Origin of the sequence: Pseudoxanthomonas mexicana (genome assembly GCF_001556105.1) — a bacterium.
GTDB lineage: Bacteria > Pseudomonadota > Gammaproteobacteria > Xanthomonadales > Xanthomonadaceae > Pseudoxanthomonas_A > Pseudoxanthomonas_A mexicana_A.
In genome coordinates, this window is sequence record NZ_LSIF01000052.1 from 42,660 (window position 1) to 54,653 (window position 11,994).

At 67.5% G+C, this 11,994-nt stretch carries 11 protein-coding genes; 4 read left to right on the forward strand and 7 right to left on the reverse strand.

The genetic code is table 11. From position 1 onward, the window contains the following. Window positions 1–9: 9 nt before the first annotated feature. Complete coding sequence (locus AX730_RS08545) at window positions 10–1,476, reverse strand: OprO/OprP family phosphate-selective porin (RefSeq protein ID WP_062354804.1); 1,467 nt, start codon at window positions 1,474–1,476, stop codon at window positions 10–12. Between the two features lie 173 nt (window positions 1,477–1,649). Between AX730_RS08545 and kbl the strand changes: the two genes are divergently transcribed. Then, complete coding sequence (gene kbl, locus AX730_RS08550) at window positions 1,650–2,849, forward strand: glycine C-acetyltransferase (protein WP_062354807.1); 1,200 nt, start codon at window positions 1,650–1,652, stop codon at window positions 2,847–2,849. Window positions 2,850–2,873: 24 nt separating this feature from the next. On the opposite strand, the gene AX730_RS08555 is transcribed toward kbl, so the two are convergent. The 4 genes from AX730_RS08555 to AX730_RS08570 form a co-directional block, all read right to left on the reverse strand. Next, the gene (locus AX730_RS08555) at window positions 2,874–3,164 is read right to left on the reverse strand and encodes a hypothetical protein (protein ID WP_062354809.1); all 291 of its coding nucleotides are present in this window, start codon (window positions 3,162–3,164) and stop codon (window positions 2,874–2,876) included. Between the two features lie 74 nt (window positions 3,165–3,238). After that, window positions 3,239–4,033, reverse strand: a complete 795-nt coding sequence (locus AX730_RS08560) for a pseudouridine synthase (RefSeq protein ID WP_083537813.1) — start codon at window positions 4,031–4,033, stop codon at window positions 3,239–3,241. Between the two features lie 44 nt (window positions 4,034–4,077). Next, window positions 4,078–4,587: a hypothetical protein gene (locus AX730_RS08565; RefSeq protein ID WP_062354815.1), complete on the reverse strand. Its 510-nt coding sequence runs from the start codon at window positions 4,585–4,587 to the stop codon at window positions 4,078–4,080. 199 nt (window positions 4,588–4,786) lie between these two features. Beyond that, window positions 4,787–5,860 carry an OmpA family protein gene (locus AX730_RS08570; protein ID WP_062354818.1) on the reverse strand — a complete coding sequence of 358 codons (1,074 nt, stop codon included), beginning with the start codon at window positions 5,858–5,860 and terminating at the stop codon, window positions 4,787–4,789. 321 nt (window positions 5,861–6,181) lie between these two features. Here AX730_RS08570 and AX730_RS08575 point away from each other — a divergent pair, with 321 nt between their 5' ends. Continuing rightward, window positions 6,182–6,988 (forward strand): dioxygenase family protein, encoded by an 807-nt coding sequence (locus tag AX730_RS08575; RefSeq protein WP_062354821.1) that lies wholly within the window; start codon window positions 6,182–6,184, stop codon window positions 6,986–6,988. Here the strand turns inward: AX730_RS08575 and AX730_RS08580 are convergent, their stop codons facing one another. Next, window positions 6,989–7,909 carry a LysR family transcriptional regulator gene (locus AX730_RS08580; RefSeq protein WP_062354823.1) on the reverse strand — a complete coding sequence of 307 codons (921 nt, stop codon included), beginning with the start codon at window positions 7,907–7,909 and terminating at the stop codon, window positions 6,989–6,991. Window positions 7,910–8,005: 96 nt separating this feature from the next. On the opposite strand from AX730_RS08580, the gene AX730_RS08585 reads away from it, so the two are divergent. Next, on the forward strand, window positions 8,006–9,217 hold the full coding sequence (locus AX730_RS08585; RefSeq protein WP_198147095.1) for an MFS transporter: 1,212 nt from the start codon (window positions 8,006–8,008) through the stop codon (window positions 9,215–9,217). Window positions 9,218–9,299: 82 nt separating this feature from the next. Next, window positions 9,300–10,316: a zinc-binding alcohol dehydrogenase family protein gene (locus AX730_RS08590; protein ID WP_062354836.1), complete on the forward strand. Its 1,017-nt coding sequence runs from the start codon at window positions 9,300–9,302 to the stop codon at window positions 10,314–10,316. Window positions 10,317–10,424: 108 nt separating this feature from the next. On the opposite strand, the gene AX730_RS08595 is transcribed toward AX730_RS08590, so the two are convergent. Next, window positions 10,425–11,994, reverse strand: a 1,570-nt coding sequence (locus tag AX730_RS08595; RefSeq protein ID WP_157074167.1) for an AAA family ATPase, incomplete at its 5' end; no start/stop codon positions are given.

The following is an 11,994-nucleotide window of genomic DNA, read 5'->3' on the forward strand; positions in this document are numbered from 1 at the left end:
TCCGGGGGATCAGAACGCGACCTGCAGTCGCGAGAACACGGCCTTTTCGCCTTCACGGTCCGCACCGGCAGCCGCACCACCTTCGAACTGGGTGTCGAGGTAATTGACGACCAGCTTCAGGTTGCTGGTGAGGTACCAGTTGATGCCGAGCGTCCACGCCTTCGCCCGGCGGGCGGAGACCGCGGGATCGGCGAACAGCGGGAAGGCGCCATCGTCGATCTCGAGTTCGCCGTAACGGCCGACCAGTTCCCATGCACCCCAACCTCCGCCGGGGCTGAACGGGCTGGACGGCTTGACCACGCCGCGATAGCCGGCGTCTTCGCCGGTGAGCACCCAACTGGCCGTGGCCTGCCAGGCAGTGTTCTCCAGGTCAGCGCGCGTGCCTGCCGTTGCGCCGCTGGTGACCAGCAGTGCCTGCTTGGAGGCGATGTACTCGGCAAGCAGGCCGAAGCGGCCGCGATAGAGGTAGCCCTGCGGCGAGAAGCGGCTGTGCTCGCCATCCGCCGCGATCGCACTGCGGTAGTTGAAGAACTGCGCCTGCCCCTGCGTGCGGTAGCGCGGCAGGAAGTTGTTGCCCGCGCCCTGCTTGTCGCCGATGCTGCCGGCGATACCGAAGCCGAGGCCGGACCACGAACTGCTGGTGTTCTTGAACGGCTCGAAGAAGATGCGGCCGGCGTACTCGAACTCGTTGTCCGGATTGGTGGTCGCGGCATCGCGGCCGTCCGGCGCGCCGTTGTACACGCCCGCCACGTAGCTGACGCGCCCCTCCGCGAACTCGCCCTGCGCCTGGATACCCAGGTCGCGATTGGGCGCCAGTTCGGTGGGAAAACTGCGCTCGATCAGCCCGATCGCGCTGCCGGACTGCAATCGCTCCAGACCGATCGGCCCCTTGACCTTGCCCGCGCGAAGCGTGAAGGCAGGATCGAGCTTCACGTCCACATAGGCGTCCACGATCGTCGCACTGTCGCCGGCGAACTCCGGCGTCAGGCGGAACGACACCAGTTTGCCCAGCGAGCCCTCGATGGTCGGACGGATGCGCCGGAACAGGAAGGTGTCGTTCTGCGGCAGGGCATCGTCATCGAGGAAGAAGCGCGCGTCGCCCTGCACCAGCCCGCGCAGCTTGAATTCGAACTCGCCATTGGCCGACTTGAGCGATGCGCCCTTGTCGTTGACCGCAACCACCGGAGCATCCTTCGCCTTGGCCGCGGTTTCCTCCTGCTGCAGTTCGAGACGACGCTCCAGGATGCGCAGGCGCTGGTCCAGATCGCCCAGCGAGGCCGGCGCGGATTCACCCTCGGCGGTCGCCGCCACCGGCGCGTCCCCTACCCGGCGCTCCAGGGCTTCCAGTCGCTGCAGCAGGTCCTGCACGGTCGGTCGGCTCTGTGCGGACACAGGGAGCGCGAGCGAACAGGCCAGCGCGCCCAGGATGGCGACGCCGCTGCCTTTCCGCCTGCGTGGTCCCGAGTGTGTCCGCATGACCGCTTTTCCCCGCATGGAGACCCGTGACGGGCCGGAGACGCGATGCTGCGTGCGCACATCCGGGCAGGGAAATGACGAAACGGGGGTCGCTTATGCCGTATGCGCATGACGTGGCGGGGCGCTTCTCAGGCGACGGGTAGAATGGCGACTTTCCCGCTCATGCCCGTGCCATGGCCAACCCGCTGACTGCCCACTACGCCGCCACCCTCGACGAGATCCGTGCCCAGGGCCTGTTCAAGTCCGAACGGATCATCACCAGCCCGCAGTCGGCGGAGATCACCCTGGCCGACGGCCGCACAGTGCTGAACTTCTGCGCCAACAACTACCTGGGCCTGGCCGACCACCCGGATGTCATCCAGGCAGCGAAGGACGCGCTGGATACGCACGGCTTCGGCATGGCTTCTGTGCGCTTCATCTGCGGTACGCAGGACCTGCACAAGCAGCTGGAGCAGACGATCGCCGATTTCTTCGGCACCGAGGACACCATCCTCTACGCCGCCTGCTTCGACGCCAACGGCGGCCTGTTCGAGCCCTTGCTGGGCGAAGACGACGCCATCATCTCCGACGCCCTCAACCACGCCTCGATCATCGACGGCGTGCGCCTGTGCAAGGCCAAGCGCTTCCGCTACGCCAACTGCGACATGGCCGATCTGGAAAAGCAGCTGCAGGCGGCCGATGCCGCTGGCTGCAAGACCAAGCTGATCACCACCGACGGCGTGTTCTCGATGGATGGCTTCATCGCGCCACTGGACGAGATCACCGCACTGGCGAAGAAGTACAACGCACTGGTGCACATCGACGAATGCCACGCCACCGGCTTCCTCGGCGCCACTGGCCGCGGCTCGGCCGAAGTGAAGGGCGTGCTGGACCGCATCGATATCATCACCGGCACGCTGGGCAAGGCAATGGGCGGTGCGCTGGGCGGCTTTACCACCGCACGCAGGGAAGTGATCGAACTGCTCCGCCAGCGCTCGCGCCCTTACCTGTTCTCCAACTCGCTGCCGCCGCACGTGGTGGCCGCCGGCATCAAGGCGTTCGAGATGTTGTCGTCCGCCGGCGACCTGCGCGAGCAGTTGCAGGAGAACACGCGCTACTTCCGCGAGAAGATGACCGCCGCCGGTTTCGACATCAAACCGGGCGTGCACCCCATCAGCCCGGTGATGCTGTACGACGCACCGCTGGCGCAGCGCTTCGCCGAGCGCCTGCTGGAGGAAGGCATCTACGCGATCGGCTTCTTCTTCCCGGTGGTGCCCAAGGAACAGGCGCGCATCCGCACGCAGATCAGCGCCGCGCACACGCGCGAACACCTGGGCCGCGCCATCGACGCCTTCATCCGCATCGGTCGCGAACTGGGCGTGATAAAGGCCTGATCGATACCCCGGCGTGCCCGCGCGTCAGCGGGCGCGCTTGGCGCTACTGGCGGTCTTCGGCTTCGCCGGCGCGCCCTTGGCCACGCGGATGCCACGGGCCTTCATCCACGCATCGAATTCCTCGGCCGTCATGCTGCGACCGTTCTGCTGCATGTCGAAACGGTGTCCGTGCGGACCCACCTTCACGGTGACGATCTCCTCCGGCGCGGCCTGCTTCGCCGCAGCGGATGGGGATTTCGTAGCGCAGCCTGTCGACAGGCCAACGGCGAGCAGCACGGCGCAGCACAGCGGCAGGCGCGGGATCGAACGGTGCATGGTGATGTCCCCAAGGTAAGCGCGGACGAGTGTAGGCAGCCCCCTCGCCACGAACCCGGACCGCCGTCGCGCAATCAGACGCCGGGCGTCGCCGCGAGTGCACCGCGCTCATGCGGTTCGAGCATGCGCCATGCGCCCTTGCCCAGATCTCCCAGCGCCAGTGGTCCGATAGCGACGCGCACCAGCCGCAGCACGCCGATGTCGAACGCAGCCAGAAGCCGGCGGATCTGCCGGTTGCGTCCTTCCTCCAGTACGATCTCAAGCCACGCATTGCGCTCCCCGCACCGAAGGACGCGAGCGTCACGCGCGGACAAGCGTTCGCCGTCGACGTCGACGCCCGCCTTCAATCCCCGGAGCAAGGCGTCATCCGGCAAGCTATCGACCTGTACGTGGTAAGTCTTGTCCGGACCCGTCGAGGGATCGGTGATGCGGGCCGCCCACTCCGGATCGTTGGTAAACAACAGCAAGCCTTCGCTGGCCTTGTCGAGCCTGCCCACCGGCGCGACCCACGGCAGTTCCCCGCCATCCAGGCACCGGTACACCGTGTCGCGTCCCTGTTCGTCGCGTGCCGTGGTCACCAGCCCTCGCGGTTTGTTGAGCATCAGGTAGCAGCGCTCCGGCGCAGCGCTCGCCAGGCCATCCACATGGATCACGGCCCGTCCGGCGACCACCGGAAACTCGGGATCTCGCACGACGCGGCCATCGACGGACACCCGCCCCTCGACGATCCAGCGCGCGGCTTCGCTGCGCGAACACACACCTTGCTTGGACAGCACGCGGGCCAGCCCATGACGGACTCCCTGCCTGAGCGGCGCACGGGAGGGCGCGGCACGCGAGGTTTCGCGAAAAGGAGGTCGGCGCGTACTCATCGGGGACCGGCAGGAAAACGGCCGGGAGACCGGCCGTTCGTGGATCAGTTCTTCTTGGCGGGTTCGGCAGGTACCGGTGCGGGGGCCGCCGCCGGAGCACCCGGCGCCTTCACCACACGCACGCCACGCGACTTCATCCACGCATCGAACTCGTCGGCGGTCATGCGCTTGCCGTTCTGACTCATGTCGAAGCGCCACGGCGAATTGTCGTGCGCGGTCTTCGGCTGGTATGCCGCCGAACTCGTGGCGGCAGCAGCGGCCGTGGGCGCCGTCGCAGCAGGCATGGCCCTGGCTACATTGCGACAGCCTTCAATGCGTAAGCGCATGAGCACGCGGTCCACCGATTGCGACTCGTCGAAAGCGTGCGACGCCAGCACTCCCGAGGGTGCGCCCAGCTGCGTGGCGGCGGCCGTGAATTCCGGTGCCACCGGCGCGATCACGGTTGCCGGCGCCTTGAGCGGCGGCGACACGAGACTACCCGTGCAGTCCGGCGCAGCGTGGGCGGCGGGAATCGCGACGATGCAAAGCACACTGGCGAGGACATGACGGCGCATCGGCACAACTCCTGGATGTTTCTTGCTGGACGTGCCCGGAGTGTAGGCAGCGCCTCATGGCATGGCAAGAAATTGCCCGCCCCGTGGTGCATCGATGCACGAAGACGGAAGCGCGGTCACGCAAATCCCGCGCACCGCGGCGGAAAAAAAGAAGCCCGGCACAAGGCCGGGCTTCGGGTGGTGCAGGAAGAGCGTCCGATCAGTTCTGGACGTTCAGTTCCGTACGGCGGTTGCGCTCGCTCTTGCAACCCGGCAGCGTCTGCGCGGTCGGCTCCAGCGGACGGCTTTCGCCGTAACCGATCGGACCCACCAGACGCGACGCGCTGACGCCGTTGTTCGTCAGGTAGTCGTACACGGTCTGCGAACGACGCTGCGACAGCGACTGGTTGTAGGCGTCGGCACCGCACAGATCGGTGTGGCCGGCAACTTCGACGCGCAGGTCAGGGTAACGCTTCAGGATCTCGGCGGCTTCGCTCAGGATCGAGATCGCGTCCGGGCGCAGGGTCGACTTGTCGAAGTCGAAGTTCACGCCCTTCAGGTCGATCGAGACCTGCACCGGGCAGCCGTCCGGACCGATGGTCTGGCCAGCCTGCGAACCCGGGCACTTGTCGTCGCAGTTGTTGACGCCGTCGCCGTCGTCGTCGAGATCGGCGCAGCTCGGCGCAGCCGGCGGAGCCGGCGGGGCAGCGGCTTCAGCCTTCGGGCCCAGCGGGATCACGACGCCGACCGAGGCCAGCACGTCGCCGAACCAGTCTTCACTCGGAGCAGCAGCGCTCTGATCGTCGAAGTCAGCGCGGTAGGCCAGCTCGGCACGCACGGCAACGCGCTTGTCGAACGTGGTCTGCAGGCCGACGCCCAGCTTGGCGGCGAGGTTGTTGTCACGGCGCTGGTTCGACGCATTGATCAGCGACTCTTCTTCCGAACGCTGCATGCCCAGGCCCGCGACGATGTACGGATTCCAACCACGACCTTCATGGATGAAGTGGCGGCGCAGGTCCAGCGAGACGCCGTACTGGCTCCACAGGGCATCCTGGTTGCTTTCAAAGTTCGGGTTCTGATAGTTCAGCTCACCATCGAGCGACCAGCTGGGGCTGATGAACTTGCCAAGGCCAAGAGCCAGGAACGGGGCGTTGTTCGTGGTGCGGTCTTTGTCCTGGAGGTTGAAGCCAGCCGAGCCCGTCAGGTACCAGCGATCATCAAACTCCTGCGCCATCGCGTGGTTGGCGAGGCTCAGGCCGCCCAGCAGCGCGGCGCAGAGAATCTTCTTGTTCATTTGCAGCTCCTTTCCTTGTAAAAGTTCAGTAGTAGAGAAACCGAAGTGCTTCGCTTACGGCGTTTCTAGTTGTTATTCGAGGCGACAGGCTTCCGTCGCCTTGCTGAACAGATTATGCGGGGGTATGTGAAGACTGTGTTAACGGTACCATAACAAGTTGGCCAAGGTTAACACTCTGTAAGAGAACACGTGCAGATCCAGTCCGCCACGGGCGCCGTGCACGCCAGAGATCTGGGGCCGCACGGGCAAGTCCGACCCCGGCAACACACCGGTCCACGTACGACCCTTGGTAAGTCTCCCGCGAGGGCCGATGCTCTCATCATGAACCTGCCCGCTCCTGCCGTACATCGTCTCCCCAGCCTGTTCCTGTCGCATGGCTCCCCCATGCTGGCGATCGAGGACTCGCCGACCGGCCGGTTCCTCGATCGCCTGGGCGGGCTGTTACCCCGACCTCGCGCCATCCTGGTGGCCTCCGCGCATTTCACCCATGCGCATCCGACGCTCACTGCCGCGCCCGCGCCGGAGACGATCCACGACTTCGGCGGGTTCCCGGCACCGCTTTACCAAATCCAGTATCCGAGCGCCGGCGCGCCCGCACTCGCGCGCGACATCGCAGGGCGCCTGAACGCCGCCGGGTTCGAAGCGCACGAAGACGACCACCATGGGCTGGATCATGGCGTCTGGGTACCGTTGAGGCGGATGTATCCAGCGTCGGACATCCCGGTGGTGGCGTTGTCGGTAAACCCCTCCCAAAGCGCCGGGTGGCACTACCGGCTGGGCCAGGCACTTGCACCGTTGCGGGACGAGGGCATCCTGGTGGTCGGCTCCGGCGGCTTTTCCCACAATCTGCGCGCACTGGACTGGCACCACACGCAGGCAAACGCGTACCCGTGGGTGACGGCGTTCACCGATCCGTTGCGCGCTGCGCTGCTGGACGGCAACGCGGCCGCCGCGCTCGACTGGACCGCGCTGCCGCATGCAGCCCAGAACCATCCCACCACCGAACACCTCTATCCGCTCTACGTGGCGCTCGGTGCAGGCGGCGAAGGCGCGAAGGGACGACTGCTCCATCGCGACGTGGAAATGGGCGGACTGGCACTGGACGCCTTCGCGTTCGACGCGTCCTGACTACACCGCCAGTCCGCGCTCCCACGACGGATCGTCGCCGAACTGGTCGGCCAGGAAATCCACGAACGCGCGCACCCGCGGCGGCACCAGCCGGCGCTGCGGCATGACCGCACTGATCGCGGTCGTCGCCAACGGGAAGTCCGGCAGCACGACCTGCAGCCTTCCCGCCCGCAGGTCGTCGGCGACATGCCACAGCGAGTGCACCACGATGCCCTCCCCCGCCAGCGAAGCATCGCGCAGCACCTCGCCGAAGTTGCTCTCGAAGCGCCCGTGCACGCGCACCGCCACCTCGCCGCCCTCCGGCGTACCCAGCCGCCAGACGTCCTGGCGACCGCCGCTGCCGAACAGCAGCAGGCAATCGTGGTCGGCGAGTTGAGCGGGCGTCCGCGGGGCGCCGCGCCGGCGCAGGTAATCCGGCGAGGCGCACAGCACGCGACGGTTGGGGGCGATACGCCTGGCGACCAGGCGCGAGTCGTCCAGCGCCCCGATGCGGATGGCCAGGTCGAAGCCCTCGCTGACCAGATCCACCACGTTGTCGCTGAGATGGACGCTCAACCGCACCTTGGGATGGCGCGCGAGGAAGGACGGCAGCAGCGGCGATACATACTGGCGTCCGAACGAGGCCGACATCGTCACCCGCAGCGTGCCTGCGACCTCGCTGGCCGCCTCACGAAGGCCACTGCCGAGCGATTCCAGCTCCTCGACCAGCACCCGCCCCTGCTGCGCCAGGGCCAAGCCTTCGGGCGTGGGGTGCAGACGGCGGGTCGTCCGATGCAGCAGGCGCACGCCCAGTTCCTTCTCCAGTCGCTTCAGACGCTGGCTGGCCACGGCCACCGACAGGTCCAGGCTATGGGCAGCCGCGGTGATGGAGCCCAGGTCGAGCACGCGCAGGAATAGGGCGAGGTCGCCGACACGATCCATTTTCAATAATCCATTGAAAGTGATTCGCCATCTTCTCGGTTTTTCGCCGACGAAGGAAGCGGCACCCTGCACGCCTTCCCGAATGCCCTTCTCCCCATGTCTCCCACTGCCTCCCCCGCCCCGCGCATGCCGCTGGGTCTGTACGCCCTGACCGCCGGCGCCTTCGGCATCGGCACCACCGAGTTCGTCATCATGGGCCTGCTGATGCAGGTTGCCGCCGACCTGCAGGTCTCCATCGCCGCGGCCGGCCTGCTGATCTCCGGCTACGCGCTCGGTGTCTTCGTCGGCGCACCGCTGCTGACGGCCGCCACCAGCCGGATGCCGCGCAAGGCGGTGCTGGTCGCGCTGATGATCGTGTTCACGCTGGGCAACCTGGCCTGTGCACTGGCACCGAACTACGAACTGCTGATGGCCGCGCGCGTGGTCACCTCGCTGGCGCACGGCACCTTCTTCGGCGTGGGCGCCGTGGTCGCCACCGGCATGGTCAGCGAAGACCGCAAGGCATCCGCCATCTCCATCATGTTCACCGGCCTGACCGTGGCCACGCTGCTCGGTGTGCCGGCCGGCGCGTGGCTGGGCCTGCAGTTCGGCTGGCGCGCCACGTTCTGGGCGGTCACTGCGATCGGCGTGCTGGCGACACTCATCATCGCGACGCTAGTGCCGGCCGACCGCAGTGCGCCGTCGCCGCTGCCGTTCCGCGACGAGCTGCGCGTGGTCGCGCGCCCGCAGGTGCTGCTCGGCCTGCTGATGACCGTGCTGGGCTTCGGCGGCATGTTCACCGTGTATACCTATATCCAGCCGCTGCTGACGCAGGTGACGGGCTTCGCCGATGCGGCGGTCTCGCCGATCCTGCTGGTGTTCGGCGTCGGCATGATCGTCGGCAACCTGCTCGGAGGCCGCTTCGCCGACCGCCGCCTGGCACCCGCGCTGCTGGGGACGCTCGCCTTGCTGGCGCTGGTGATGGGCGCGATGACCTTCGTGCTGCACAGCCAGTGGGCGATGATCGCGTTCACCGGCCTACTCGGCGCCGCGGCGTTCGCCACGGTGTCGCCGCTGCAGCTCTGGGTGCTGCAGAAGGCCAGCGACGCACAGAGTCTCGCGTCCAGCCTCAACATCGGCGCCTTCAACCTCGGCAATGCGCTGGGCGCGTGGCTGGGTGGCGTGGTGATCTCGCAGGGTCTGGGCCTGTCGGCCCTGCCGTGGGTCGCCGCGTTGGTGCCCGCCTCGGCGTTCGCCGTCGCCCTGTGGGCGCTGGCGCTGGAACGCCGTCAGCGTTTCCCGCTGGTGGCGGAAGCGGAGTGCGCCTGATCCGCCCTTCGTCGCATCGCCTCTTTCCCCCGCGCGCCGCATCATCGCGGCACGCGTCCTGATTCCCCCACGAGGATCCACCATGAAAGCCGTCGCCCTGACCCGTTACCTGCCCATCGACGATCCGCAATCGCTGGTCGATGTCGAACTCGACACGCCTACCGCCACCGGCCACGACATCCTCGTTCGCGTGGAAGCCGTATCGGTGAATCCCGTCGACACCAAGGTGCGTTCGCCCAAGCCGCAGGTCGAAGCGCAGCCGAAGGTGTTGGGTTACGACGCCGCCGGCGTGGTCGAGGCCGTCGGTGAGGCGGTGACGCGCTTCAAGCCCGGCGACACGGTCTACTACGCGGGCGACATCACTCGCCCCGGCAGCAACGCGCAGTTCCAGCTGGTCGACGAGCGCATTGCGGGCCGGAAGCCCGCATCGCTCGACTTCGCGCAGGCGGCCGCGCTGCCGCTGACCACGATCACCGCATGGGAGCTGCTGTTCGACCGCATGCCGTATGCGCTCGACGGCGGCGGGAACGGCAAGTCGCTGCTGGTGATCGCCGGCGCCGGCGGCGTGGGCTCCATCGCGATCCAGCTGGCCAAGCATGCCGGCTTCACCGTCATCGCCACCGCGTCGCGCCAAGACACGATCGCATGGAGCACGGCGATGGGCGCCGACCACGTCATCAACCACCGCGAGCCGCTCGGCCCGCAGCTGAAGGCGTTGGGCTTCGACACGATCGACGCCGCGCTGAACCTGGCGGATACCGACCGCTACTGGACCGAGCTGGGCGAACTGCTCGCACCGCTCGGCCATGTCGGCCTGATCGTCGAGCCGCGCGGCGAGCTGCGCATCGGCGACCCGTACAAGGCCAAGAGCATCGGCATCCACTGGGAAATGATGTTCGCCCGTCCGCGCTTCCGCACCGCCGACATGGGCGAACAGGGGGCACTGCTGGACCGCGTCGCCGACCTGATCGATGCCGGCAAGCTGCGCGGCACGCTCACCGATACCTTGTCGCCGATCAATGCGGCGAGCCTGCGTGAAGCGCATCGCCGGCTGGAGTCGGGCACGACCATCGGCAAGCTGGTGCTCGCCGGCTGGTAATCGAGTCTTGGCTGTGGGAGCGACGTAAGTCGCGATCGAAAGGGAGGAGGAGCGTCGATCTCCTCGCGCCCTTCGCGACTTACGTCGCTCCCACAGCATCAACTTCGATCAGGCCGCCGCTGCATCTCCAGAGCGGTCGCGCTTCAGCACCGCGACCGGTTCGGCCCAGGTACTGGCGGCGCGACGCTTGCTCGTCGCCAGCACCAGGTCGGACGGCTCGAACACGTTGACGTTGTGCGTGATCGGCGTGGTCAGGATGTACTGCGCATCGGTCGAACGCAGGAAGCGGCCGACCTTCTCGATATTGGCCACGTCAAGGTGCGCGAACGGTTCGTCGATGAAGACGAAACCACCCGGCTGCTCCTCGTCGCGCAGCAGCGCGACCAGCAGCAGCAGCGACTTCATCACCTGCTGGCCGCCGGAGGCTTCACCGTCGTCCAGGCCGATCCAGCCCTTGCGGTCGAAATCGAAGCGCACGGTCAGACCGGCCTGCGCCAGCGCCGTGTCCTCGTTCACCAGTTCGGGCAGTTCGGCGTCCACGCCGATGCCGGCCAGCTCGCCGAGCGCGGCCAGGTTGCGCTTGTAGCGGCGTACGGTGGCACGCAGCACGTTGATGTAGGCGCCGCGCGCTTCCTCGGTCAGGCGACGGGCACGATGCAGGTGCGTCTCGCGCTTGCCGATAGCCGCTTCCAGTCCCGCGTGATCCGCCGCGAACTTGTCGCGCAGCGCAACGCAGCCGTCGTCCTCGACATAGCCACCTCGGGCGACGCGTTCGTCGATCCGCTCGAGCTCGCGGCGCACCGCGCTCGCGCTTTCGTACTCCTCGCGTGCGGCGCGCAGCACGGATGCACTACGCCACGCCAACGGCATCTGCGCGCGGCGACGGCGGAAGTCGAGGATCCGCTGCGCCAGCGCCATGTGCTCCTGGCCGATCTGCTGGCCGCGTTCGTGCAGTTCGCCGGCGAGCGCCTTGATCTCGCCAGCCCGGCTCGCCGTGGCGATGCCCTCGGCCTTGTCGAGTGCCTCCAGTCCATCCAGCCGTTGGCGCGCTTCCGCCAGCTCCGTGGCGGCCTGCGCGGCGGCATCGGCCAATGCGGGCAGGCGCTCGGCGGCATCGGCGAACTCGGCCGCGCGCGTGACCAGTTCCTGGCCCGCATCCAGGCCCAGCAGGCGCGACTGCGCCGCATCGAGCTGCTTGCGCAGGCTCGCCAGCGCATCTTCGCGTTCCTGGGCGCGGTCCTGCAGCATCGCGTGCTCCGAACGCAACGACACCAGTTGCGCCTGGCGCGCACCCGCGCCGAAGTGATGCGCGCCGCCACCGATGTGGCGACCGCCACGCTGTTCGCGCAGGTAACCCTTGGCGGTGATCCAGTCCTGGCCCTTCGGCAGGCGATGGCCCGCTTCGACATCGGCGACGCGCTGGATGCGATCCAGGTGGCGCGGCAGCCACGCCGGCGGATCGTCGGAGAACCGCACGACCTCCAGCAACGAACCTCGGGTCGCCTTCTCCACGGGCGCGCGATCGGCGACGACGAAGTGGCGGTACTGCAGTTGCTCGCCGAGACGCCAGGCTTCGCGCGCATCCTTTGGGTGTTCCAGCAGCACCAGGTGGCGATACGGCGCCAGCACGGCTTCTACCGCCGTCGCCCAGTCGGGATCGATGACATCGACCAGTTCG